Genomic DNA, 24,719 nt, shown 5'->3' on the forward strand with positions numbered 1-24,719 from the left:
CATCGGAAGGATCGCGCGAAACAAGGCCGATCCGCGACGGTTGTTCCACCATCTTGAAGCCTAGCGCGCTGCCTTCGCGTTCAACGTCTATGCCAAGCGGGAAATCGAAAACGGCAATAGATTGATCGCTCAATCCCAGGTCGTGCTGGATGCGCGGGCCGGGGAGGTCGATCGGTACCTTGCGTGTTATCCGGCCGTCGTCAGATGCGACGCCAACGGTGAGATAGGGTGCACGGGTTCCCCACGCGATAAAGAACAACTCGCCGGTCTTGGGATCGACCTTGCAGTGCGATGTCATCCCGATATCAAGTGTGGCACCATAGTCGTATGTTCCCACGGTATCGAGCGTGGGCAGAAGTAGTTCATAGGGCTCGCCGCCTTCCCACCAGAGCGCGAGCAGCCTGCCGGCATGCCATACCAGATCGGTATTGGCGGTATTCTTGTGCCGCTTGCCAGCTTTCATCTTGGCAAGGCTGCCGACATAAGTGGCCCGGCCCGCTTCGCGGTCTTCCATCAAGCCCTTGGTCTGTACCCAACGATTCCGATAATGGGCCTTGCCGTCGATAATCTCGACGCTCTGCACCATGCCGTCGCCATCGAACCAGCTGTGGCCCGGACCGGGGACATAAGCGGGATTGGGCGTTGCCTGAACAAAGATTCCATTCAAGTCTTTTGGAACGCTGCCCGCACCCGCTGCGACCGGAACGGACAGTTCGCGGTCCACTGGAGCGTAGACATTCTTGCCATAGGCGCTGTCCACATATCCTGATCCTTCACGCTCCAGCAATTCGGCCATCTTTCGAATTCCTTATCGATCATCAGTGTCGATCCTGCCTGCCATGAATTGAAGGATCGTTCAATTAAATTTTGTTTGCCTGTTCAGCGAGCTTTACGGGAAGAGTCGATCGAACAGGCGATGCCGCTCCCGCGGGTGAGGAGCGGCAGAAAGACTGGGCGTGGATCAGTACCCCACCTTGAAGGTCACACCGTAGGTCACGGGCTTGGCAGCAATCCTCGTAAACGTGTCGGTGCCGCGGTTGGTCGTGGTCCAATAATAGGTGTTGGTCACGTTGTTCCCCCAAACGATCAGGCTCCAGCCCTTGTCCGATTCAACGCCTGCCCGCAGGTCGAGGGTCGAATAGGCCTTGATGTCCATGGGAAGATCACGACCGAGGAAGCCTGATGTTCTGCTACGGTAGCCATAGTCGGCACCCAGAACACCGTTCAAAGCGCCCGATAAGGCCCACTTGTATTCGCCACCCGCATTCACGGACCAGGGCGGCGCGAAATTCAGGGTTTGCCCCTTGAAGTCTTCACTCTGCGAAAAGAGATTGATGCCGACGAACTCTTTGACCTCGGTATGGAGATAGGACGCCGCTGCATATAGATTGAGGCCGTCCATTGGCGTCAGGGTCATATCGCCTTCAATGCCCCAGATTTCACTTTTGGGGATGTTGACCAGCTTCGAGAGGCTGCCGGCAACCGGATCGACGATGCGCCCGCGCAGCTGCTTGTCGAAATAGTCGTAATGAAATGCCGCGCCGTTAATGCGAAGCCGACGATCCAGCAGCGCAGTCTTGAAGCCGACTTCAATCGCGTCAAGTCTTTCCTGCTTTGCAGGTCCGTATCCGATCGCAAATGCTGCGCCCAACGTCGGGAAGGAGCCCGCCTTATAGCCGCGCGAGTAAGTGGCGTAGAGCAACGAGCCAGGGCTGGGCTTAAAATTGATACCGGTACGGAAAGCAACATTGTCCTCCGTCTGGCTATCGTTCACAATCCCGGGGATGAAGGTATCGCGAGAAAGCGTCACGCACTGGCCCGGCGCGGGTGGGGCAACCTGCGGAAGCCCGGCCCGCCCACGGAACAGGTTGGTGAGGAAGGTGTAGAGTGCTGATGTGTCGCCCACGCCATTATCGGCCGTACATCCCGCGAAGTCACGCTTGTCTTTCGTATAGCGAATGCCCCCAATGACCGAAAACTGGTCGTTCAGTGAAAATTCGCCATCGCCGAAGATGGCGAAAGTTTCGACCTTCTGCCGGGAAAATACATCGGGTGTATCGAAGTGGAAACCGGCGGAGAAACTGTTCGTTCCTTCAGGCAGTGACGTGAGTTGTTGATCGTAGATCTTGTCACGCCGATAATTGCCGCCGAGGCTCCATGTCAGGGCTGACATGGTGCCTATTAACCGGACTTCCTGATAAAGGCTGGTGATAGAACCGTTGCTGCGAACGTTGAAGTTCCGCGGCACCATGCCATCGCGATCGGTCGAGGCATGGGTCTCATAGTCGGAATAGGCGCTGATCGACGACAGTTGGATATTATCTGTCAGTTCATAGCCGATCTTAGCGCCAAGCTGGTAGAAACTGTCATCTCGCCCATAATCGCCGGGCGTCCAGTCGGCGGCGCGCGCGTCTCGAGGCGCTAGTGGATAGCTGAAGACCTGCGGCAGTCGTACGGCGTTGGAAGGAACCTGCGCCCGGAATCCAACGAGTTGCTGAGCCACCGTGTCGGAACGGTCCAGCCAGCCATTGCCGATCAATTCGACTTTCAGACGTTCCGTAGGCGTCCAAGCCAGTTGCAGCCGGGCCGCAAACTTCTTGGTCTGCCCCAGTTCATCATTGCGCGTGTAGCTACGCTGCCAGTCGCCACCCAGTGTACCAGTCACCGCGATACGGGCTTTGAGGGTGTCGCTGATAGGTCCACTGACATAGCCTTCAGCAATTGCGGTGGCGAAACGCCCGAAAGTGACCTGGCCACCTGCTCTGAAATCATCTGTCGGCTTGTTGGCGATATAATTGATCGCGCCGCCTGTGGCGTTGAGGCCGTAGAGCGTACCCTGCGGCCCTTTCAGCACTTCCAACCGCTGCAGGTCGAGCGTCGCGCCTTGCGTCATCACTGAGTAGGGAAGCGGAATTTCGTCTACGGCGACCGCCACTGTGGAGTTCGAGGCCAGACTGGGATCGTTGAAGCCGACGCCGCGCAGGCTGTATACGGGCGTATTGAAGCCTGTGTCCGCAGCCGTGAAACCGGTCACAATCTTCGCAAGGTCCGACGCATTTGACACGCCGCGTGCAGCAAGGACATCACCATTCAGCGACTGGATCGTCATGCCCACGCTCGATGTGGACTGCGCCCGACGGTTTGCGGTGACGATGATCTCGTTCGAATCGTTGAAAGCTGACTGCTCGGCTTCCGCTGCCTCAGGAGCGACTTGGGCCAATGCCGGTTCGGCGGCAAGCACCAAAGGCGAAACGCCGCACAATAATGCTGCGAGACCGACCGGTGCTGTTACTCGTGAAAACATATGCTCTCCTCCCCATCACTTTTTTGCGACTGATAGCCGCGAATCATAGGGAGCGCTTCCAAAATGATCCCCCACTAAGGTTGGGGGTCGCGAAAATATTAAATCAACAAACAATATTCCAACATTCCGATTGCCTGTTGGTTAAGCCCGCTCCATGCGGAGGGACGGAGAGGATCGAAGACGGTTGGGACTTTCCCTCCCCGGCGCGATAAGCATCGCCTCAGGACTGTTATTCCAAAATGGAGGGATCACCGCGTTCGCGGTCCAACAAACCTGCTGTTCGAACAGCAGGCAACGTCGGCCGTCTTAGCAGATCGGACTCTCGTTGCCCTTCCCCCAGCAATGCGGCCGCCGACGTCTTGAAATAAACGAAGGGTCAATTTCAGCCTCCAGCATAGTTTGGAGACGTGCCATCTAGACGAAAATCGTCTGATTTGAAGGCCGATCCGACTTGGACGGGTGGGTTTGAAAGCGGCAAGTTGCAGCGAATGGCGGTTTTTGAGGGCGTGGATGAGCGAAAGTGGGAACCGAACCCTGCTTCAGGGCATCAAAGTGGTGGATCTTACATCCATCATTTTCGGCCCCTATTGCACGCAAATCCTAGCTGATCTCGGGGCAGAGGTCATCAAGGTCGAGCCGCCGGAGGGCGATCTGATGCGCCGTTCGGGAGCGCATGCGCGTACGTTTGGCATGGGCGCGTCGCACATGACGATTAATCGTGGCAAAAGATCTATCGTGCTGAACCTCAAGTCCGAAGAGGGTGCCGAGGCGATGCGTCGGTTGGTCGCATCTAGCGACATCTTCATCCACAATGTCCGGGACAAGGCGATAAGTCGCCTGGGCTTTGGTTATGAGGCGATGCGCTCCATCAACGAAAAGCTGATCTATGTGCATTGCGTGGGGTACGGCAGCGACGGCCCCTATGCCGATCTCCCGGCCTATGATGACGTCATCCAGGCGGCTTCTGGCCTCGCCAGCCTGCCCTGCAAGGTGGATGGCAATCCTGCGCCACGCTACACGCCCAGCACGGTGGTGGACAAGGTTGCGGGGCTCTATGCTGCCTACGCCGTCATGGCCGCTTACATCCACCGCCTGCGCACCGGTGAGGGGCAGTCGGTCGAGGTTCCCATGTTCGAGGCGTTCACCCAGTTCCTGCTGGAGGAGCATCTGGCAGGGGCGACGTTCGATCCGCCACAGGGGTCGGCAGGCTATCGTCGCCAGATCGAGCCATTTCGCCAGCCCTTCCGCACCAGCGACGGTTATATCAGCATCGTACCCTACGGCGATGCAAACTGGATCAAGGTGCTGGAATTGCTGGACGACGCGGCGTTCCTGTCGGACGAACGCCTGGCCACCCCGGCTCTGCGCGTAGCCAACGCGGACCTGCTTTATGAGCGGTTGGGCCAACTGACGCAGAAATGGACAACGGCGCAACTGGACGAACTTTGCCGTTTGGCCTCCATTCCAGTCATGCCGGTGCGGGACATAGCGGAGATTCAGGACGATCCGCACTTGCGCGCTACAGGCTTCTTCAAGCGTCGGGAACATCCCAGCGAAGGCGGATATTTCGAGGTTCAGCCGCCAGTGCGTTTCAGCGCCGGAGCGCCGGAGATCGGCCATGCGCCCCGGTTGGGTGAACATACAGATGAGATCCTCGCCGAAATTGGCATGAGCCAGACCTTCTCCAGCGGAGGTGGGGCACAATGATTGACGCAGAGCACATCCCCGTCATCATCGCCTGTGGCGAATGTGCTGACCGGACGGATCGGCTCGAATCCGCTCTGGAGCCCCTGGCGCTGATGGAACAGGCGCTGCGCCAGGCGGAGGCAACGGCGGGCGGCAATATCCTCTCGGAGCTGGATTGGCTGGATGTGGTAAACCTCATCAGCTGGCCATACGCCGCGCCCGCCGATGAGCTGTGCCAGCGCATGGGGCTGACTCCGGCTCGCCGCAACTATGGCCCGGTGGGCGGAGAGACTCCGATCCGCTTTGTGCATGAAGCGGCCACCCGAATAGCCCGGGGAGAGTCCACGGTGGCTGCGGTTTGCGGGGGTGAGGCGCATCTCTCGGCGGCGCGGGCGCAAAACCAGGGTATCGATCTGCCATGGACGCCTCGCCCTGCCAAGGCCGCGCCATCGGTGCGCGGGCAGGACAGCGCGCATCCGTTGGCCAAGGCGCTGAGTGTCCACCTGCCGGTAACGGTCTATCCGTTCTACGAAAATGCCGGTGCGCACGCACAAGGGCAGCCACCGGCGCAAGCTCTCCGCGAAAGTGCGGAGCTGTGGTGCGCCATGTCACACGTGGCAGCGGCCAATCCCAATGCCTGGTACGACCAAGCGTTCGGCACGGAAGAGATCATGGCGGTTTCGCCCGCGAACCGGATGATCGCACATCCCTACAGAAAGTTGATGGTTGCCAACATCGGCGTGAATCAGGGTGCGGCGGTCATCCTCACCTCGCTGGCAAAGGCGAGAAGCCTGGGGCTTGATGATGGACGGCTTATCTTCGTCCATGGCGGCTACACGGCGGAGGAGCCGAGCGATTATCTGCAGCGCGAGGGGTTCGATCGCTGTACGGCACGGGACATCGTTCTGGAAAGCGCACTAGCGGCATGTCCGGGCGGATTCGACCATGTCGAACTTTACTCCTGTTTTCCCTGCGTTCCGAAGGCCGCACGGCGCACACTGGGGATGAGGCAGGATGAATCGTGCACGATGGCAGGGGGCCTCACTTTTTTCGGAGCGCCCCTCAACAATTACATGAGCCATGCGGTCGCCGCCATGGCTCGGGGATTGCGGGACAAGCCGGGGATCGGCCTGCTATACGGGCAGGGCGGGTTCATGACCAAGCATCATGCCCTGATCGTCGGCACCGCACCGGCAGAAAAGGCCTGGGTCATGCAGCCTCCCGCGCTGAGCGTCGAACTGCAGCAGCGCTACGGCGATTGCCCGACCCTCGTTACCGATGCCGAGGGCGAAGCGGTGGTCGAGACCCATACCGTTGCATATGACCGTGACGGAGGGCGGCGTGGCGTGGTCATGCTTCGCCTGGACGCGGGCGCAAAGCGCACTTTGGCAGCCGTTGCTGACGAGGAACTCGACGTTCTGGAGAACGATGCTGCCTTTGCCATAGGTCGGCGAGGCCACGTGTCGACTCCGCCGGGCGGTGTCCCAATCTGGAGGTTCGGCGCATGAGCGAGGAAAGCGTCGTCCTTGTCGAGCGCGTCGGCGCGCATGTTGCGGTTGTCACGCTCAACCGGCCGGCGCAGGCGAACGCAGTCTCACCGGAACTGACGGCCGCATTGCAGCAGGCCGTGGCGGATGTCGAAAAAGATCCTCAGGTTCGCTGTGCCATCCTAGCGGCGGCGGGGGAGCGGGCCTTTTGCGCAGGCGCGGATCTCGGTGCCATTGCGGCGGGAAAGCGCGACCAGCTCTATACGGAAGACGGGGGCTTTGCCGGGTTCGCGATGGCCGACCGGCGCAAGTTCTGGATCGCTTGCGTCGAGGCTCCTGCCCTGGCTGGCGGACTGGAACTGGCGCTGGCCTGCGATACGATCGTGGCATCGCGCCGCGCCCGGTTCGGCCTGCCCGAAGTGTCCCGCGCGCTTGTCGCAGCTGCGGGCGGCGTGGTGCGACTGCCGCGCGTCATGCCGCGCAACATCGCTTTGGAGATGATCGCGACCGGCGCACCGATTTCGGCCGATCGCGCGCTGGCGACAGGGCTGGTCAACCATTTGACCGAGCCAAGCGGGGCGCTTTCCAAAGCGGTGGAGTTAGCCGAGTTGGTCGCCGCAAACGCACCGATCGCGGTCCGCGAAAGCCTTGCGGTCGCGCGGGCTGTGTTTGACCGTACCGAGAGCGAGCTGATGCAACTGAGCACCGCCGCAGCCCAACGCAATTATCAAACAGAGGATTTCAGGGAGGGCCCCCGCGCTTTTCTTGAAAAGCGCGCGCCCATCTGGGTCGGCGCCTAAAAGGCGAGGAATGCGGAAATGACGGTCGGACACAATTACAGCATGACGATCAACGGCGAGGCGGTTTCCTCCACTTCGTCAATCGACGTGATCAATCCCGCCACCGAGGAGGTCTTCGCGCAAGCTCCCGAATGCTCGCGCGAGCAGCTGGATGCGGCGGTCCGTGCCGCACACAGAGCCTTTGCGGGATGGTCGGCGACGCCCTATGAACAGCGTCAGGCGCTGGTCCATGCCCTCGGGCAGGCGATCCTCGACGATCTCGACACTCTTTCTACACTGCTGACGCGTGAACAGGGCAAGCCCCTGTTCGAGGCGAAGATCGAAATCACCAGCCTTGGCCGGTTGCTGCAGGCGCAAAGCACTATAACGCTGCCGGTCGACGTCGCCGAGGACGGGCCAGATCGCATCGTGGAAACCCATCATGTGCCGATCGGGGTCGTCGCGGCGATCGTGCCGTGGAACTTTCCGATGCTCCTGTCGGGCTTCAAGATCGGGCCGGCGCTGCTGACCGGCAACACGATGGTGTTGAAGCCTTCTCCCTTCACGCCGCTGACCGCATTGAAACTGGGCGAACTGACCCGCTCTATCCTGCCGCCGGGCGTGCTCAACGTCATTTCCGGCGCGGACGAACTGGGACCGTGGCTCACCAATCATCCCCTGATCGACAAGATCAGCTTTACCGGCTCGACCGGCACTGGCCAGAAAGTGATGGAAAGCGCCGCAGCCTCGCTCAAACGGCTGACGCTGGAGCTTGGCGGCAATGACGCGGCGATCGTCCTGCCGGACGTCGACGTGGAAAAGGTCGCGGACAAGCTGTTCTGGTCAGCATTCGGCAACAATGGCCAGATCTGCATCGCGACCAAGCGTATGTACATCCACAAGGATATCTACGAGCCGTTAAAACAGGCGCTCACGGCCTATGCCGCGCGGATCAAAGTGGGCGATGGCGCGCAAAAGGGCACGCGCATCGGCCCGATCAACAACCGCCCACAATATGACCGGGTGCGCGGCCTGATCGAGGATTCGCGGAAGAATGGCTATGCCTTCCTTACCGGGGGCGAAGAACACCAAGGTCCGGGATATTTCATCCCGGTCACTCTGATAGACAATCCGCCCGAGGATTCGCGGATCGTTGCCGAGGAGCAGTTCGGTCCCGTCCTGCCTCTTCTGCGCTACGATACCGTTGATGAGGTGATCAAGCGTGCAAATGATTGCGAATATGGCCTGGCGGGTTCGGTCTGGTCATCGGACGAGGACAAGGCGCTGGCGGTGGCGCGACGGCTCAAGACAGGCACGGTTTTCATCAATCATGATCAGTATCTCTCGCCCTTCGCAGCTTTTGGCGGGCAGAGAAAGTCCGGTCTTGGCGTCGAAGGCGGCCTGCCGGGCTTGCTGGAATATACCTACACCCAGACACTCGTGCGCCGGAAACGCCGCGCTGGAACGGTCGAATAGCCGAACGGTCCTTTTTCGTCCTTTCAACCTTGGCACCGGTCGACAGGCAGAACTAATTGAATAGGTACTCAATCCAATGCCTCGGTGTTCCGCACCCCGGCATCGGGCTTGGAAGGAGAAGATTTGTGGAGCTCAATTCTTCAGTTGCTGCGGTGGTTACAGGTGGAGCGTCTGGCCTGGGCCGTGCAACCGCGACGGCGCTGGCGCAACGCGGGGTCAAGGTGGCGATCTTCGACCTCAACGAAACCGTCGGTGCTGCGGTGGCGGAGGAATTGGGCGGTATTTACTGTAATGTCGACGTCACATCCCACGAGAGCGTGGACGCAGGGTTTGCTCGCGCACGCGACGCTCATGGCCAGGAGCGGATTATCGTGAATTGCGCCGGGACGGGCAATGCCATCAAGACGGTCAGCCGCGACAGGAAAACGGGAGAGATTAGCCACTTCCCAATCGAACAGTTTAATCGCATCATCCAGATCAATCTGATCGGCACCTTCCGGTGCGCCGCCAAGTCGGCCGCCGGGATGCTCACGCTAGATCCGCTGGGCAGCGAGGGTGAGCGGGGTGTCGTAATCAACACGGCATCGGTCGCGGCCGAGGACGGCCAGATCGGACAGACGGCCTATGCGGCTTCGAAGGCGGGCGTTGTTGGCGTTACGTTGCCGATGGCGCGCGACCTGATGGGAGAGGGGATCCGGGTAAATACCATCCTGCCCGGCATATTCCATACCCCGCTAATGGCCAACGCTCCGCAGACGGTGCTGGATGCATTGAGCGCTTCGGTGCCCTTTCCCAAGCGGCTCGGCAACCCCGCCGAATTTGCCATTCTCGCGCTGACGATGATCGAGTGCAGCTACTTGAACGGCGAGGATGTCCGGTTGGACGGTGCCATTCGCATGGCGCCGCGCTGAAGCCGAAAAAGCAGGTTGAGAGGATTCGTTGATGTCACATCCATTCATCTTCGCGAGGACGACGCCAGACAAACCAGCCGTCATTCTGACGCCATCCATGCGTCAAATAAGCTATCGGGAGCTGGAGGAATCGGCTAATCGCACCGCTCATCTATTCCGGTCGCTCGGTCTGCAGCGGGGCGACAATGTCGCCGTCGTGCTGGAAAACTGCCTGGAAATCTTCAGCATTGCTTCGGCAGCGGACCGGGCAGGGCTGTATATCACAACCATCTCAACGCATCTGACGGCGGAAGAGACGGAATATATCATCCGCGATTCCGAGACGAAATTGGTCTTTACTTCGCCGCAAGCCGGTACCGTGGTGGAGCAGATCGCGGCTCGGCTCCAGGATCTGCCACTCTACATGACGCGGGATGCGAAGGTGCCGTTTCGTGACTGGTCCGCCGAAGCCGCGCAATTCCCCGCCACGCCGATCGCGGATGAAGCGGCCGGCGGTTACATGCTCTATTCCTCCGGCACGACGGGACGGCCAAAAGGGATCAAGCGTCCGCTGCCGGATACGGGGATAATGACGCAGCCGATGATCGCGCCCCTGTTAACACAGGTTTATGGCGCAGATCAGGACACTGTCTATCTCAACCCCGCGCCGCTCTATCACGCCTCGCCGCTCGGCTGGACCATGATGGTGCACCGCGTCGGCGGCACTGTTATCGTCATGGAAAAGTTCGACGCCGCGGAAGCGCTGAAGGCGATCGAACAATTCAAAGTCACCATCGCCCAGTTCGTGCCCACGCACTTCAACCGGCTGTTGCGTTTGCCCGATGATGTCCGGGCCCGCTATGACGTTTCGTCATTGAAATGCGTGTTCCACGCGGCCAGCCCCTGTCCTGTTCCGGTCAAGGAAGCGATGCTTGACTGGTGGGGGCCGATCATCCACGAATTCTACGCCGGGACCGAGGGCAACGGCATCACCGCTATCACGCCGCACGAATGGCGCGAGAAAAAGGGGTCGGTCGGCCGGGCGCTGGGTTGCCAGATATTCGCCTGCGGCGAGGATGGCGAACCGGTCGCCAGCGGCGAGGAAGGACTGATCTACTTCGCAGGCGGCTCAACCTTCGAATATCACAACGATCCCGCCAAGACGATGGAAAGCCGCAACCATCATGGCTGGTCGACACTGGGCGATGTTGGGCGGATCGACGAGGATGGCTTCCTCTTCCTGACCGATCGCAAAAGCTTCATGATCATTTCGGGCGGTGTGAACATCTACCCGCAGGAGATCGAGAGCCTTCTGGTCACTCACCCCAGGGTCAAGGACGTCGCCGTCATTGGCGCCCCGGACCAGGACATGGGCGAAAAAGTCGTCGCGGTCGTGGAACCGGCCGATCCTGACGACGCCGGCGAAGAACTGGCCGAGGAACTGCGTTTGTTCTGCCGCCAGCATTTGAGCGGTGTCAAAGTCCCCCGGAAATTCGACTTCATCGATGTGCTGCCCCGCCTTCCAACCGGTAAGCTCTCCAAGCGCGACCTTCGCGAGCGTTATTGGACAAAGTAGCGCGATTATTTCCTGTCGTCTCTCCCCTCCGCGCGAAATCGATCAGATAACCCATGAGGAAAAATAATGCCCGACGCCTATATATTCGATGCGGTGCGCACGCCACGTGGACGCGGGCGACCCGACGGCGCATTGCATGCGATCACCCCGATTTCTTTGGCGACGCAAGTGCTGGCGGCATTGCGGGACCGCAATCAGTTGCACACGGAATTGGTCGATGACGTCATCCTGGGTTGCGTGGCGCCGGTAGGCGATCAGGGGGCGGACATCGCACGCACCGCCGTACTGATGGCGGACTATGCACAGACGACATCGGGCATGCAGATTAACCGTTTCTGCGCATCCGGACTCGATGCGTGTAACGTCGCCGCCGCGAAAGTCATGTCGGGTGAGGCGCAGTTTGCAATCGGCGGAGGCGTTGAAAGCATGTCGCGCGTGCCCTTGAATGCAGACGGTGGTGCGTGGCCGCTTGATCCAGACGTGGCGATGAAAACCAGCTTTACGCCCCAAGGCATCGGTGCCGATCTGATTGCCACGCTCGACGGCTTCAGTCGGGAAGATGTCGACGGCTATGCGCTGGAAAGCCAACGCCGGGCGGCAACAGCCTGGCGGGAGAGACGGTTTGACAAGTCGATCATCGTGGTGCGCGATCAGATTGGCGACGTCGCTCTGGAGCGGGACGAACATATGCGTCCCGATGCGACGGCGGAGGGTCTGCGTGCGCTGAAGCCCGCATTCGCCGACATGGGCGCTGCCGCCTTCGACGCCGTGGTGATCCAGCGCTACCCGCAGGTTGAAGCAATCAACCATGTGCATCATGCAGGCAATTCTTCGGGCATCGTAGATGGAGCGGCGGGTGTGCTGATCGGCACGCGGGAGGCCGGGGAGGCTGCGGGCCTGAAACCTCGTGCCCGGATATTGGGCTCCGCCTCCATAGGTTCGGAACCCGCAATCATGCTGACCGCACCGGCCGATGTTTCGCGCAAGCTGCTTGACCGGCTGGGAATGACAGCGGGCGACATTGATATTTATGAACTCAACGAAGCCTTCGCCGCCGTGGTACTGCGCATGATGCGCGTGCTGGATATACCCCATGACCGTATGAATGTGAATGGCGGGGCGATCGCCATGGGCCACCCTTTGGGCGCAACCGGCGCGATGATCCTGGGCATGGCGCTGGACGAACTGGAGCGCAGCAACCGGTCGACAGCGCTGATCACGCTGTGTGCCGGCGCGGGTCAGGGCGCCGCGACGATCATTGAGCGGGTTTGAGGGAGGACAGCTGAAAATGGAAAACTTCCAGATTGAAGTCGACGCCGATGGGGTAGCGGTTGTCACGTTTGATGTTCCCAACCGCACGATGAACACGCTGACAAACGGTGTGGTCGCCGAATTCCCGCAGTTGGTCGATCGGCTGAAGCAGGATGAAACGATCAAGGGGGTCGTTCTGCGATCGGGGAAGAAGAGCAGCTTCTGTGCCGGTGCGGATTTGGGTGACCTTCTCGAGAAAGCAGGTACGCGGACGGAGCTCCCGGACATTTCTGCAAAGTTTCGTGAACTTGAGCTGCTGGGTAAGCCGTTGGCCGCGGCGCTGGAAGGGCTGGCGCTGGGGGGCGGGCTAGAGCTGGCGCTTGCTTGCCATTACCGGGTCGCAGTAGATTCGCCCAAAGCGATGTTTGGCCTGCCGGAGGTTACGGTTGGCCTTTTGCCCGGTGCAGGTGGTACGCAGCGTCTGCCTAGACTGATCGGCGTGGCCAGGGCGCTGCCGATGCTGCTGGACGGCAAGCCAGTGCCCGCGCGCAAGGCGTTGGAGCTTGGCTTCCTGAACGAGTTGGCACCGGAAGGCGACGTGCTGGACGCCGCGAAGCGCTGGGTGCTGGAACGTGGCAATCCGGTGGCGCTCTGGGACGTCAAGGGTTATGCCGTGCCCGGAGGATCGCCCTACACATCCAAAAATATGCCAAGCTTCATGATGGCGACCGCGACGCTGCGGAAGAATGGTTACGGCAACTACCCGGCGGCTGAAAACATTCTGAAATGCGTATTCGAAGGCATGCAGTTACCCATGGACAAGGCACTTGCAGTCGAGACGCGCTATTTCGCCAAGACTTTTGCGACGCCGCAGGCACGTGGGATGATCGGCTCTAACTTCGTTTCGCGCCAGGCGCTGGCGAAGGGTGGGGAATGGGCCGGAAAGGCCGCTGCCCCGGCGAAGGTCGCGGTGATTGGAGCCGGCATGATGGGCGCGGGCATCGCCTATGCACAAGCGGCGCGGAAGATCTCGACCGTCCTGATCGACGTCGACCCCGCCGCTGCCGAAAGAGGCAAGGATTATTCGCGAAAGGTCGTGGAAAAGGCGGTCGGCAAAGGACGGATGAGCGAAGCCGCCGCGCAGGAGTTGCTCGATAGAATCGAGACCGCGACCGGCCATGAAGGAATTGGCAACGTCGATCTCGTCGTAGAGGCGGTGTTCGAGGATGTTGCGCTGAAGCACGACGTGATCCGGCTGGTCGAGCGGACGTTGGGCGCGGATACTATATTCGGCTCCAACACTTCGACCCTTCCGATCAGCACGTTGGCCGAGGCATCGCACCGGCCCGAAAATTTCATCGGCATCCACTTCTTCTCTCCCGTCGATCGCATGGAGCTGGTAGAAATCATTCGCGGCAGGCAGACCAGCGATGAGGCCGTTGCTCGTGCCGTTGCCTATGCCGTTGCGCTTGGCAAGACGCCTATTGTGGTGAACGACAGTCGTGGTTTCTACACCACGCGGTGCTTCGGCACCTATATCTACGAAGGCCTGGAGATGCTGGTGGAGGGAATCTCGCCAGCATTGATCGAAAATGCCGGGCGCATGACGGGGATGCCACGCGCGCCGATGGAGATTTCGGACGACGTCGCCATCGATCTTTCGCTGCGGGCCATTCAGCAGACGCGTGCGGCGCTGGGCGATGCCTATGAGGTTCGCCCCTTCGTTCCAGTGATCGAGGCATTGGTAGCGGCTGGTCGGCTTGGCCGGAAGACGGGGGCGGGTTTCTACGACTATGCCGCAGACGGAAGTAAGCAATTGTGGTCGGGTCTGGCGGAACTCGCGCCACCCGCCCCAGGTGCGGCCGCGACGCCCGCTGTTGAAATCTTGAAGCGCCGACTGCTCCATCGTCAGGCACTGGAGGCGGCGCGCTGCTTCAATGAAGGCGTCATTACCGATCCTCGTTCTGCGGATGTCGGTGCAATAATGGGCTGGGGCTTCGCGCCTTGGACGGGCGGTCCGCTCAGCTACATCGACGGGATTGGAGCCGCGCGCTTCGTTACCGAATGCGACGAACTCGCCGCCCAGCTGGGCGATCGATTCGCGGTTCCACCGCAACTCCGCGCGATGGCGCTGCGCGGAGAGGCATATATGTCACTCAGCAAGTAGCGATGGACCATTGTTTCTTCAGCGATGCGTTTTAATATTACAGCCTTCGGTCCGATACGTGACCGCACTGTGCACTCGGGCATCAAATCAGACGATCGGCACAATTCCGCCGTCGATCACATACTCGGTGCCAGTGATTGAGCCGGCGCGGTCAGAGGCGAGGAAGGCGATCAGGGTGGCAATCTCCTCAGGCTTTGGCGGACGGCCGATCGGCACGCCGCCAAGCGATTGCATGATCATCTTCTTGCCCTGCTCGACACTGACACCGTGTTCCGCAGCGAGTCTGCGCGCCAGATCGACGGAGGATTCGGTCTCGATCCGTGCCTAGTCATAGAGGGCACAAGCGCCCGGTTGAGCCGGACGGCGGGCATCAGGTTGAGGTCAAGCTCGCTTCGCCAATGCGCCCACCCAAGCGCCAATTAGCCGCCTGCCGATGCCGATCATACGCAATGATATCAACTCCCCCGAGTTGTTGCAGCACCGCTATATTTTCCTTACCGACGATAGTGGTATCGGCAACGGACATGCCGAGCCGAATATCGACTGCTATGTCGTGACCCGGCTCGACCAACTGATTGTGCGGGTGCTCGCGGGAATCGTGGGAGGCCATCGCGTCGAACCGAAGCAGGGCGAGATTATCCGGACAGTCGGCAGCTATGATCGGGGTCGATGTAAGACAACGCAATTACAGCGCGCTGATGCACAGGGCGAGCATGAGGGCTAATATTCTGTCGCTTGGGCGCTAGCAGACCGTCTGATCCCGATGAAAGGAATTTGCCGCTAAACGCCTCCAGAGGGTCGGGTCCGCCCGCCCGCAGCCGCTGCTGACCCAACGCCGCTTTCACCGATCCGGGCCAGATGCCAGGCAGGGCACATTGTCACCAGTCCAATCGATCTCGGTGGTTGTAGGCACTCTACTGCGTGCCTGAGCATCCGTGTTTTTGCCGCTCGGATTGTAGGTTATCCATGCCATGCTGTTATCAAACGCAGCGATGCGGCCATTGTCACGCTGCGCTTTGGAAGCATCGACTTCCGTTTGTTCGGTTCTCGATCCACGGATCATGCGCAACGAGCCGTCATATATGTCGAATGCACGGTAATATGCGCGGCCAAACATCCGGTTATTAATATCATCCTTGTGCGACCACTGTTCCGCCCTTGTCGTGGATGGCAGGCGGACTGTGGTGACGTGACAGCTAAAATCCGGCTTGTTGTAGAATGGCAGCGCCTGATCCTGCTCTTTCGCGCGTATTCGCTTTTCTGGCGGGTTGAAGCCACCACCCGGCAGCGCCAGCGATTTTACTCCATCGCCGTCATCGTCCCAGTCGACGGCGCCTGTGCCGACGACGGTCAATATGCTGGCCTGCGCCTTCGCATCATAGCGCCACTGAACATCCTCGATGGTCTGCCATGTATTTCCGATCGCATTCTGACGAAACGCGCTGAGCAGTTGCGTGGGCGTCGCTACAGAAAATTGCACCTCCTGCTGCAAGCCTTCGATTCCGCGCTTGATGGTTGTATTGGTAATGCGTGCGGGCTTGTCGAAGCCAGCACGCGCGTCGATTTCGAATAGCGTGATCTCATTCGGTCGCGAAGCAGGTGCCCAGCCAAGCCGCTCAAGACCACCTCCCTGCCTGGTCAAAGGCAGAACCCATTGATAGGAAATGACCGGTTCTTGCGTAGGTGGGACAACGGCAGGCATCGTGCCATCAAGCCAATAGCTCTTTCCATCGATGCGCGCCCGTACCAGCACGTGATCGAACATGCGTGGGCTGGGCAGCCGCTGATCCATGCCATCATCAGTACCACTATTATTGACGAGGACCGGCTCGGCTTCGACGCCTAGCTCACGCAGCAATGCCAACAGCAGAGCGGTCTTGGCCTTGCAATCGCCGTAACGGCGTTGCCATGTCTCATCGGCTCCTGCCGGTGTCAGATTGCCGCCATTCAGCCCGACATAAATATAGCGGACATCCTGCTGCACCATTTTCAGGGCGGCCGCAGCGCGGTCGAGCGGCTTCGCATGGGCCGCGGCGATGCGGGCGGCCTCCTGCTTGAGTGAGGAGTTGGCGTTCAGACTCGACGCATTGGCAAATAGCGGCGCAAAAAGGCGCGATATGCCCTGCCAGTCGCTGAAACTGCTATACTCGACGACCCGCTGCCATTGATAACGAGGGGGCGCATCCTTGGGCGGCGCCAGGACGCCAGGATTGTCGAACCGATAATCGATGGCATTCGGACCCTGTTCAGCCACCGTCATCATATCGTTGGTCATCTTGATGGCGGGCTTGTTTTTTTCCTCCCAACTTAGACGAAGATGGTATCGGCCCGGCGCCGGATCGGCGGCAAGGAGAAGCAGGCCGGCATCGTCCTTCCCCAACGTGGGATCACTCGCAGGGAGCGTTGCGCCGAATTCGATTTCATCCCCGACCCTGAGATCGGGCACACGCAAAACGGCGGTCAGATTGCCATCCAGCCTTGCCGCTTCAAGCTGGTCTTCTCGACGCAGAATCTCGAACGAAGCCGTCTTCAATAAGTCGATGACCTGACCTTCGCGATGGATCTTTATTGCGTGGACGACAGGCGAACCAGCCGCTGGATTCCATGCCAGCGACAGATTGCCGAGCTGAAGCGCGTTGGGATGCAGGATCTTTATGCGATAGCCGTTGTAGAGCAGTTGCCCTTTGTCATCGAGATGAACCTCAGTGTCCTGACGGCGGATGAAAACCGCGCCTGCAGCGTCGGCAGGAACAGGCATAGGCTCCGACTGGACAGCCCATTTGGGCGCAGGCCCAGTTTGAATCTTACTGTTCGCTGCATAAGCGGTGGATCCGGCAAGCAGGCTCGCCAAGCAAACAGAAATCGTGAACCGCACAACATCCCCCTGAGATTTGCGCCATAATGTCTGCGGCTGCGGTTTAAGCAAGTGTTTGATGGCCCTTACAATCGCGGCTGAATATCCAAGGCTCTTCGGCAACGTGGGCATCGACCTCTCGTCCGCCGTTGAGAGCAGGACGTAAGGCGTCAAACGGCGCCAAAGGGGTTGCAAGCCGAACCGGATCGCGACCTCGGACAAGATCAGAAAAGGGTCATAAGTCTCGCATGCCGCAATTTCGCTTGTCCCGTGGGCCTGCTATTCTAAGCTGGCGACCAGCGTAGGGGAGCGACATGGGTATATTGGATTTTCTGTCGAAACAGTTTGTGGATGTCATCGACTGGGTGGAAGAGCCGGGACAGCTCGGCTGGCGCGTTCCGCTCGCCGACCGGGAAATCCAGAATGGCGCGCAACTGACGGTGCGGGAGGGGCAGATCGCCGCCTTCTTCAACGAAGGGCGGATCGCGGATATGTTCGGTCCCGGCCTTTACACGCTCGACACATCTACCCTGCCACTGATGACGGCCATCATGAACTGGGACAAGGGTTTCAAGTCGCCCTTCAAGTCGGACGTCTATTTCTTCTCCGAAAAGGAGCAGATCGGCCTGAAATGGGGCACGGCGCAGCCGGTGACGCTACGCGATCCCGAACTGGGGCCGCTGCGCGTCCGCGCCTTTGGCAGTTACAGCTTCCGTATCAAAGAGGTAGCACCCTTTGCCTCGCGCATCATGGGCACGCTGGGCGAGGTGAAGGTGGCGGATATCGAGCCGCAACTGCGTGCCGCGATCCAGACTGCGCTTGCGACGGGGGTGGCCGGCGGCGGCACTGCTTTCCTGGATCTGGCAGCCAGCCAGACCGCTTTGTCCGAAGCGCTCAAGGCCGCGGTCACGCCGGCCTTCGCCCAATGGGGGCTGTCGGTCGAAAGCTTCTTTGTAGAGAGCCTGTCCCTTCCCGAAGAGGTACAGAAACATCTCGACAAGGCCAGTTCGATGCGCGTGCTGGGCGATCTTGACCGCTACGCCAAATTCCAGGCAGCCGAAGCAATCGAGACGGCCGCCGCTCAGTCTGGTGGCGTGGCCGGGGTCGGTGCCGGCGCTGCGGCCGGGCTGGCCATCGGCCAGGCGATGACCGGCGCCTTGGGCGGCACAGCGAGCGCGCCCTCGGCGCCGGCCGAAGACCCGTTCGCGCTGATCGAAAAGCTGCACAAGCTGCTGGATATGGGCGCGCTGACCCAAGCCGAATTCGATACGAAGAAGGCGGAACTGCTGGGCCGTATTCGATAGCACCCGATGCAGTTGATCACCTGTCCCACTTGCGGCGCGGAGGTTGCCTTCCGCTCGCCGGCGCTGCCCGTTCGGGTGTGCGACTATTGTCGCACGCTCGTGGTGCGTTACAATCAGGGCGCGCAGGGGATGGGGGAGGCTGGCGTCCTGCCGTTCGATATCAGCCCGATCCAGATCGGGACGGAAGGGCGCTGTTTCGATCAGAATTTCCAGATCATCGGTCGGGTGCGCTGGGCCTGGGACGATGGTGCCTGGAACGAATGGCTGATGCTGCTGGCTGACGGCAGTCACGCCTGGCTTGGGGAGGCTATGGGCCAATTCATGGCGCTGCGCGAGGTAGAACTGACGGGATCGTTGGCGCAGGTCATCCGCCGCCTGATGAACGATACCCCTGTCAAACCGGGCGAAAGCGGCAATATCGCCGGACATTCCTATGAGGTCGCCGATATCCGCACCGTACGCTGCATCGGCTGCGAAGGCGAACTGCCCTTCACCGCGCCCATCGGCTGGGAAGCGCTGAGCGTCGATTTTCGCAATCGCGATGGGCGCTGCGCCTCCTTCCAGAAGGATCGGCATGGACCCTCCCTCTATGTCGGCCATCATGTGAACCTGGCCTCGCTGCAACCGCGTAACCTGCGTCCGCTTCCCGGCTGGAGCCTGCCCGCTTATGGCTGAGGAGGACAGCGTCCGCGCCCTGTCATGCCCGGCCTGCGGCGGGAGGATCGCCCTTCGCGCGGCCGGCTATACGGTCACGCTGGCCTGCGAATATTGCGGCTCGCTGATCGACGCGACTGATCCGTCGGCGCGGATCATCACCCGCTACAATGAAATGCAGGCTTCGCTTGCGATCCCGCTCGGCACGCGCGGCACGTTGCGCGGCGTGGAATGGGAAGCGATCGGCTGGCTGCAACGGTCGGACGGCTGGGCGATCTGGGACGAATATCTGCTGTTCAATCCCTACGCTGGCTATCGTTGGCTGATCGCGCAGAATGGCCAGTGGAGCCTGGGCGCGATGCTGACCGCCGCGCCGCAGCGCGACGGGCCGGACCGGGTCGTCGCTGGTCGACGCTTCACCCCCTTTTACAGCGTCACAACTGCGCGCGTGACGCGGGTGGCGGGCGAATTCTACTGGCGGGTGAAGCCGGGCGAGGAAGTGCGCGCAAGCGACTATGTACGCCCCGGCTTCATGCTCAGCCTGGAACAGGATGATCGGGAGAATAGCTGGACGATCAGCGAACTGTTGACCGGGCGGGAGATACGGGCGGCATTCGATGTCGATCCGCCGCCCGTCTGGATACCGGGTATGACGCCGCTGGCGCACCAGCCTTCGCCCTACGCCCGGCGGATCAAGGGCTGGTGGCTGATCGCTGCCCTGTCTTTCGTGGCGCTGCTGGTTTTGCTGACCTTGTTCGGCAGGACCATGCAACCGCAAATGTTCAGCCTGTCGGTGACGCCCGACGGCCCCACAGTGTCGCAGACATTCGGCCCAATCGTGCTGCCGCTCGGCAAACAGGCGATGACGGTCGAGGCGATGACACCCGGTGTGGAGCAAGGCTGGGTCGATATCGACGTCGCCTTCGTCAATCGTAAGGCGCAGGACAGCTATGACGCCTATGCTCTGAACGAGCATTATTCGGGCCGGGATTCGGACGGCTATTGGTCCGAAGGGGCGCGGTCGCAGACCTTGAAGGTTGCGAGTCTGCCTGCTGGAACTTACGATCTCGTCGTCGATGCGCAGGCGCATCATTGGGGCAGTTCGGGCAATTGGACCTTTGACGCGTCGAGCAGTACCTACAAGACCGAAGGCCAGCCCCCGATCGAGGTCAATCTGACGGTGGCGCGCGGCGCTCGCTTCGCGTCCAATTTCTGGCTGGCTGTGCTGATGATCCTGTTACCGCCATTGTTCATGCTGGTCCTTCACATCTTGTTCGAAAATGCCCGGCTGGCGCAGAAGGACGGTTCACCCGCCGATGCCGACGACTGGTTGCGGGGGATGGAAGCGCCATGAGCCGCAGCAGCTTCCTCTACGCCCTTTGGTGCCTGGGCGTATTGGGTCTTTATCTGACTGCCGCGTCGCAGGGCTATTCGCCCTTCGCCGACGGCGGACGCACTGCCGGCGCCGCCCGCGCCTACGGCCCCACCCATAAATAGGAGACGTCGATGATCATCGCTCTGCCGACCTTGCTCAATTCGTTGGTTTATGCCGGGATCGGTATGCTCGTTTTCGTCGCCGGCTTCGTCCTTCTGGACCTGCTGACGCCGGGCAAGCTGTGGGAGGAGATAAGGGACAAGCAGAATGTCGCCGTTGCCCAGTTCGCTGGCGCCATCGCCATTGCCCTGGGTATCATCGTAGCTGCCGCTATTCATGGCTGACGCATCGGCACCGACCGAGCGCAGGCGCACCGCGCTGGTCGGGTTGCTGCTGGCCAGCGTGTTCGCTGTCGCGACCTGCGGCCTCATCTACGAACTGCTTGCCGGGACGATCGCCAGCTATCTGCTGGGCGACAGCGTCACGCAATTTTCGATCATCATAGGCACCTATCTGTTCGCCATGGGAGTGGGCAGTTGGTGCTCACGCTATGTCAAGCGCGACGAGCTGCGCCTGTTCATCCGGGTCGAGATATTGGTGGCGCTGGTGGGTGGCTGGTCGGCAGCGGGGTTGTTCCTGCTTTTCCCGCTGGTGGAGCAGTTTCGCCCGATCCTCTATGGCCTTGTCTTTGTCATCGGCTTTCTGGTGGGTCTGGAGATTCCGCTGCTGATGCGCATCCTGCGCGACCGGTTCGATTTCAGCGAGACGGTGTCGAACGTGCTGACCTTCGACTATGTCGGCGCACTGGCTGCTTCATTGCTGTTTCCGCTCCTGCTGGTGCCACATCTGGGACTGATCCGAACCGGGCTCATGTTCGGCCTGCTCAATGTCGGTGTCGCGCTGCTCCTGTTGCTTCTAGTACCATCACGCGCCAGCCTGATGCGGGAACGCATTCTGGCGTTGGTCGTGATGATGAGCCTGATCGCAGGCTTGCTGACGGCCGAGCGAATCCAGCGCTGGTCGGAAATCGCCGCTTATGGGGAGCGCGTGATTTACGCGACGTCCAGCCCCTATCAGCGGCTGGTGCTGACCCGACACGACGATGACATCCGCCTATACCTCAACGGCAACCTCCAATTTTCCTCACGCGACGAATATCGCTATCATGAAGCGCTGGTTCATCCGGCAATGGGCCGTGTAGCACGCCCGGCCAATGTACTGATCCTGGGCGGGGGCGACGGGCTGGCCGCGCGCGAGGTGTTCCGCCATCCCGGCGTGCGGCATGTCACATTGGTCGACCTTGATCCCGCCATGACCCGCCTGTTCAGCCAAACCGGCCTGCTGCGCGCGCTGAACGGCGATGCGCTGACCGACAAGCGTATGCATGTCGTCAACGCTGATGCTTTCCGGTGGGTACGCGAGACGAAGGCACGCTTCGATGTCATCATCGTCGACTTCCCCGATCCGGTCGATTTCTCGGTGGGCAAGCTCTATACCGAAACCTTCTACCGTATGTTGCGCCCGCATCTGGCGCCCGGCGGCATGGCAGTGGTCCAGAGCACGTCGCCGCTGGTCGCGCCCGCCGCTTTCTGGACGGTGGCGCAGACGCTGGAGGCCGCCAGTTTCCAGACCAGACCCTATCATGTCTATGTGCCCAGCTTCGGCGAATGGGGCTTCATCCTGGCCGGGGTGGTCGATCCTGGCACGACGACGCGCCTGCTGCCTGGCAATCGATTTTTGTCGGATGCGACAGCCCGGCAGGCATTGGTTTTTCCGCCCGACATGACGCGCCGCCCGGTGCCGGTGAACCGTCTGGACAATCAGGCATTGGTGCGCAGCTTTGCCGAGGAATGGGCGCGCTATGAAGGCTGACGCGGGCGGCCCAAGCAGGCGCGCCATCCTCAAGGGCGGGATGGCGGCTGCCACTGTGCTTGCGCTGCCAGCCTGTGAAACGCCGACTTCGGGCAGCAGCGGGGGAGCGGACATGGCGCTTGGCCACCGCCTGCGCGATGGCGCCTTCCCCGAACCGGTGCGCGAAGAGCGCGTGCCGCTCCTGATCGCTGGCGGTGGCGTAGCGGGGCTGTCGGCGGGCTGGCGATTGCGTGAGGCCGGCTTCGACGATTTCCGCCTGATCGAACTCGAAGACCAGCCTGGCGGCAATGCCCGTGGCGGTCGCAATGCCGTGTCAGCTTATCCCTTGGGCGCGCATTACCTACCCATTCCCAACGAGGAAGCGCGCGGGCTGCGCCATATGCTGCGACAAATGGGGGTGATCGTGGGCGAGCGGGATGGCAAGCCGGTCTATGACCCGCTGCAACTCTGCGCCGATTTGCAGGAGCGGCTGCTCTGGCAGGGGAAATGGCAGGAGGGGCTGGTACCCCGAACCGGCCTGTCTTCCAAGGACGAAGCCGACCTTGCCGCCTTCAACCGCACCATGGCCGACTTTTCCCGTCGCCGCGATACGGAAGGGCGGCCTGCCTTCGCCATTCCCATCGCCTATAGCGCAAGGGATGCCGATCTGCTTGCGCTCGATCGGATGAGCTTCGCGCAGTGGCTCGACCAGCAGGGCTGGACCTCCTCTGTGCTGCGCGCGCATGTTCGTTACGCCTGCCGTGACGATTACGGCACTGAACCAGCCGACGTCTCCGCCTGGGCCGGCATTCATTATTTTGCGAGCCGGCGTGGCTTCACTGCGGATGGTTCGGGCGACAATGAACTGACCTGGCCTGAAGGCAATAGCCGCCTGACGAGCTTGATCGCTGATCGATTGGGGGATCGCATCACGACGGGGCAGGTCGCCTTTCGTGCCCGGCGTGACGAGAAGGGAGCGATGGTTGATGTGTTCGATGCGCAGCAGGGCAGCAGCATCCGTTATCGTGCTGACGCCGTGATCCTTGCCATGCCGCATTTCATCGCCACCCGCCTGCTGGGCGAGAAGCCCGATGCAGCCTACAGCTATGCCCCCTGGCTGATTGCCAACGTCACCGTCGATCGCGCGCCGGAGGGGAAGGGCAGCGCGCTTGCCTGGGATAATGTATCGGCCAGCAGCGCTTCGCTCGGCTATGTCGTCGCCACCCACCAGAGCGACTCGCACACGGGGCCTACGGTGCTGACTTGGTATATGGCCCTGTCCGACATGCCGCCCGCGTCCGCCCGCCGCTTGCTGGTCGACCGGTCCGATGTGGATTGGCGGCGGCTGGTGCGTGACGATTTGCTTGGGATGAATCCGGACCTGAACGGCGCGATCCGGTCGATCGACCTCTGGAAGTGGGGTCACGCCATGGTCCGGCCGACGCCAGGTTTCCTGTGGGATGTCGCGCCGCGGCAACGCGCGGCTATCCTGCCGCCCTTCTTCCGTGCCCATTCGGACCTGAGCGGGCTGTCGCTGTTCGAGGAAGCCCATTATCGTGGCATGGCCGCGGCGGAAGCGGCGCTATCCTCGATCGGCCATCCGCATGAGACGCTACTATGATTCCGCCCATGACCTATGATGGCCGACACCTGTTGGCGGACCTTTATGGATGTCCCGTGCTGGACGATGTCGCTCTGATCGACGCCGCCCTGCGCGGCGCGGCGGACAGCGCCGGGGCGACAGTGATCGGCCTTCACCTCCATCATTTCGGTGAAGGACAGGGCGTCACCGGCGTCGCCCTGCTCGCAGAATCCCACATGTCGATCCACACCTGGCCGGAACATGGCTATGCCGCCGTCGACATTTTCCTGTGCGGCGCGCGCCATGATCCGGCAGCGGCACTTCATGTGCTATGTCGATATTTGTCGCCTACCCGCATAAGTCAAAATCTAGTACGCCGGGGTGATATTTCCGAGCTGGCGCGAGAAACGGACGGTCAGAAACTGGAACGCTGAAATTGATTTTTGAGCGGCCACTATATCTGGTTCATGCTTGTTCAGCGCG

Annotated in this window: 21 protein-coding genes; 17 read left to right on the forward strand and 4 right to left on the reverse strand. The window is 60.9% G+C overall.

The window, feature by feature from the left end:
* Positions 1–796: carotenoid oxygenase family protein (locus tag FE851_RS15840; protein WP_145204526.1), on the reverse strand; the 796-nt coding region annotated here is incomplete at its 3' end.
* A 165-nt stretch (positions 797–961) separates the two neighbouring features.
* Entirely contained in the window at positions 962–3,304 is a 2,343-nt protein-coding gene (locus FE851_RS15845; RefSeq protein WP_145204529.1) for a TonB-dependent receptor, read from the reverse strand.
* 510 nt (positions 3,305–3,814) lie between these two features.
* Here FE851_RS15845 and FE851_RS15850 point away from each other — a divergent pair.
* The 8 genes from FE851_RS15850 to FE851_RS15885 all read left to right on the forward strand — a co-directional run bounded on the left by FE851_RS15850 (position 3,815) and on the right by FE851_RS15885 (position 14,616).
* A complete protein-coding gene (locus tag FE851_RS15850; RefSeq protein WP_145204532.1) occupies positions 3,815–5,011 on the forward strand; it encodes a CaiB/BaiF CoA transferase family protein in 1,197 nt (398 codons plus the stop codon).
* A 92-nt stretch (positions 5,012–5,103) separates the two neighbouring features.
* Positions 5,104–6,498 carry an acetyl-CoA acetyltransferase gene (locus tag FE851_RS15855; RefSeq protein ID WP_145204535.1) on the forward strand — a complete coding sequence of 465 codons (1,395 nt, stop codon included), beginning with the start codon at positions 5,104–5,106 and terminating at the stop codon, positions 6,496–6,498.
* Entirely contained in the window at positions 6,495–7,277 is a 783-nt protein-coding gene (locus tag FE851_RS15860) for an enoyl-CoA hydratase-related protein (RefSeq protein ID WP_145204537.1), read from the forward strand. Before FE851_RS15855 ends, FE851_RS15860 begins: the two co-directional genes overlap by 4 nt.
* An 18-nt stretch (positions 7,278–7,295) precedes the next feature.
* Positions 7,296–8,732, forward strand: a complete 1,437-nt coding sequence (locus FE851_RS15865; RefSeq protein ID WP_145204540.1) for an aldehyde dehydrogenase family protein — start codon at positions 7,296–7,298, stop codon at positions 8,730–8,732.
* A gap of 125 nt (positions 8,733–8,857) precedes the next feature.
* Positions 8,858–9,643 (forward strand): SDR family NAD(P)-dependent oxidoreductase, encoded by a 786-nt coding sequence (locus FE851_RS15870; protein ID WP_145204543.1) that lies wholly within the window; start codon positions 8,858–8,860, stop codon positions 9,641–9,643.
* A gap of 31 nt (positions 9,644–9,674) precedes the next feature.
* Positions 9,675–11,198 carry an acyl-CoA synthetase gene (locus FE851_RS15875; RefSeq protein WP_145204546.1) on the forward strand — a complete coding sequence of 508 codons (1,524 nt, stop codon included), beginning with the start codon at positions 9,675–9,677 and terminating at the stop codon, positions 11,196–11,198.
* A 66-nt stretch (positions 11,199–11,264) separates the two neighbouring features.
* A complete protein-coding gene (locus tag FE851_RS15880; RefSeq protein WP_145204549.1) occupies positions 11,265–12,470 on the forward strand; it encodes an acetyl-CoA C-acetyltransferase in 1,206 nt (401 codons plus the stop codon).
* 16 nt (positions 12,471–12,486) lie between these two features.
* Positions 12,487–14,616, forward strand: a complete 2,130-nt coding sequence (locus tag FE851_RS15885) for a 3-hydroxyacyl-CoA dehydrogenase NAD-binding domain-containing protein (protein WP_145204552.1) — start codon at positions 12,487–12,489, stop codon at positions 14,614–14,616.
* 87 nt (positions 14,617–14,703) lie between these two features.
* Here the strand turns inward: FE851_RS15885 and FE851_RS27325 are convergent, their stop codons facing one another.
* Positions 14,704–14,934, reverse strand: a complete 231-nt coding sequence (locus tag FE851_RS27325; RefSeq protein WP_222422968.1) for an SDR family oxidoreductase — start codon at positions 14,932–14,934, stop codon at positions 14,704–14,706.
* A 115-nt stretch (positions 14,935–15,049) separates the two neighbouring features.
* Here FE851_RS27325 and FE851_RS26520 point away from each other — a divergent pair, with 115 nt between their 5' ends.
* Positions 15,050–15,340, forward strand: a complete 291-nt coding sequence (locus FE851_RS26520) for a hypothetical protein (RefSeq protein WP_261371002.1) — start codon at positions 15,050–15,052, stop codon at positions 15,338–15,340.
* A 117-nt stretch (positions 15,341–15,457) separates the two neighbouring features.
* On the opposite strand, the gene FE851_RS15895 is transcribed toward FE851_RS26520, so the two are convergent.
* Positions 15,458–17,602 (reverse strand): DUF3857 domain-containing protein, encoded by a 2,145-nt coding sequence (locus FE851_RS15895; RefSeq protein WP_261371003.1) that lies wholly within the window; start codon positions 17,600–17,602, stop codon positions 15,458–15,460.
* Between the two features lie 182 nt (positions 17,603–17,784).
* Here FE851_RS15895 and FE851_RS15900 point away from each other — a divergent pair, with 182 nt between their 5' ends.
* From FE851_RS15900 to speD, 8 genes are read left to right on the forward strand one after another with little or no spacing between them, the layout of a single operon-like run.
* Positions 17,785–18,774: an SPFH domain-containing protein gene (locus FE851_RS15900; RefSeq protein ID WP_145204555.1), complete on the forward strand. Its 990-nt coding sequence runs from the start codon at positions 17,785–17,787 to the stop codon at positions 18,772–18,774.
* A 6-nt stretch (positions 18,775–18,780) separates the two neighbouring features.
* The gene (locus FE851_RS15905) at positions 18,781–19,449 is read left to right on the forward strand and encodes a DUF4178 domain-containing protein (RefSeq protein ID WP_145204558.1); all 669 of its coding nucleotides are present in this window, start codon (positions 18,781–18,783) and stop codon (positions 19,447–19,449) included.
* Complete coding sequence (locus tag FE851_RS15910; protein WP_145204561.1) at positions 19,442–20,782, forward strand: DUF4178 domain-containing protein; 1,341 nt, start codon at positions 19,442–19,444, stop codon at positions 20,780–20,782. Before FE851_RS15905 ends, FE851_RS15910 begins: the two co-directional genes overlap by 8 nt.
* Positions 20,779–20,925, forward strand: coding sequence for a hypothetical protein (locus FE851_RS26210; protein ID WP_165418786.1), 147 nt, complete (start codon positions 20,779–20,781; stop codon positions 20,923–20,925). The genes FE851_RS15910 and FE851_RS26210 overlap by 4 nt, the downstream gene beginning before the upstream one ends.
* A gap of 9 nt (positions 20,926–20,934) precedes the next feature.
* Positions 20,935–21,147 carry a DUF350 domain-containing protein gene (locus tag FE851_RS15915; RefSeq protein WP_017180981.1) on the forward strand — a complete coding sequence of 71 codons (213 nt, stop codon included), beginning with the start codon at positions 20,935–20,937 and terminating at the stop codon, positions 21,145–21,147.
* Entirely contained in the window at positions 21,140–22,675 is a 1,536-nt protein-coding gene (locus FE851_RS15920) for a polyamine aminopropyltransferase (protein WP_145204564.1), read from the forward strand. Before FE851_RS15915 ends, FE851_RS15920 begins: the two co-directional genes overlap by 8 nt.
* Complete coding sequence (locus tag FE851_RS15925; RefSeq protein ID WP_145204567.1) at positions 22,665–24,275, forward strand: NAD(P)-binding protein; 1,611 nt, start codon at positions 22,665–22,667, stop codon at positions 24,273–24,275. The genes FE851_RS15920 and FE851_RS15925 overlap by 11 nt, the downstream gene beginning before the upstream one ends.
* A complete protein-coding gene (gene speD / locus FE851_RS15930) occupies positions 24,272–24,670 on the forward strand; it encodes an adenosylmethionine decarboxylase (protein ID WP_145204570.1) in 399 nt (132 codons plus the stop codon). The genes FE851_RS15925 and speD overlap by 4 nt, the downstream gene beginning before the upstream one ends.
* Positions 24,671–24,719: the final 49 nt, after the last annotated feature.

This window comes from Sphingobium sp. B2, assembly GCF_007693735.1.
Taxonomy (GTDB): domain Bacteria; phylum Pseudomonadota; class Alphaproteobacteria; order Sphingomonadales; family Sphingomonadaceae; genus Sphingobium; species Sphingobium xenophagum.

Coding starts and splice junctions, on each gene's coding strand:
- FE851_RS15910 (WP_145204561.1), top strand. CDS start 19,442: ATGGCTGAGGAGGACAGCGTCCGCGCCCTGTCATGCCCGGCCTGCGGC.
- FE851_RS15855 (WP_145204535.1), top strand. CDS start 5,104: ATGGAACAGGCGCTGCGCCAGGCGGAGGCAACGGCGGGCGGCAATATC.
- FE851_RS15850 (WP_145204532.1), top strand. CDS start 3,815: ATGAGCGAAAGTGGGAACCGAACCCTGCTTCAGGGCATCAAAGTGGTG.
- FE851_RS15915 (WP_017180981.1), top strand. CDS start 20,935: ATGATCATCGCTCTGCCGACCTTGCTCAATTCGTTGGTTTATGCCGGG.
- FE851_RS15925 (WP_145204567.1), top strand. CDS start 22,665: ATGAAGGCTGACGCGGGCGGCCCAAGCAGGCGCGCCATCCTCAAGGGC.
- FE851_RS26210 (WP_165418786.1), top strand. CDS start 20,779: ATGAGCCGCAGCAGCTTCCTCTACGCCCTTTGGTGCCTGGGCGTATTG.
- FE851_RS15880 (WP_145204549.1), top strand. CDS start 11,265: ATGCCCGACGCCTATATATTCGATGCGGTGCGCACGCCACGTGGACGC.
- FE851_RS26520 (WP_261371002.1), top strand. CDS start 15,050: ATGCCGATCATACGCAATGATATCAACTCCCCCGAGTTGTTGCAGCAC.
- FE851_RS15905 (WP_145204558.1), top strand. CDS start 18,781: ATGCAGTTGATCACCTGTCCCACTTGCGGCGCGGAGGTTGCCTTCCGC.
- FE851_RS15920 (WP_145204564.1), top strand. CDS start 21,140: ATGGCTGACGCATCGGCACCGACCGAGCGCAGGCGCACCGCGCTGGTC.
- FE851_RS15895 (WP_261371003.1), bottom strand. CDS start 17,602: ATGCCCACGTTGCCGAAGAGCCTTGGATATTCAGCCGCGATTGTAAGG.
- FE851_RS15860 (WP_145204537.1), top strand. CDS start 6,495: ATGAGCGAGGAAAGCGTCGTCCTTGTCGAGCGCGTCGGCGCGCATGTT.
- speD (WP_145204570.1), top strand. CDS start 24,272: ATGATTCCGCCCATGACCTATGATGGCCGACACCTGTTGGCGGACCTT.
- FE851_RS15875 (WP_145204546.1), top strand. CDS start 9,675: ATGTCACATCCATTCATCTTCGCGAGGACGACGCCAGACAAACCAGCC.
- FE851_RS15900 (WP_145204555.1), top strand. CDS start 17,785: ATGGGTATATTGGATTTTCTGTCGAAACAGTTTGTGGATGTCATCGAC.
- FE851_RS15885 (WP_145204552.1), top strand. CDS start 12,487: ATGGAAAACTTCCAGATTGAAGTCGACGCCGATGGGGTAGCGGTTGTC.
- FE851_RS15865 (WP_145204540.1), top strand. CDS start 7,296: ATGACGGTCGGACACAATTACAGCATGACGATCAACGGCGAGGCGGTT.
- FE851_RS15845 (WP_145204529.1), bottom strand. CDS start 3,304: ATGTTTTCACGAGTAACAGCACCGGTCGGTCTCGCAGCATTATTGTGC.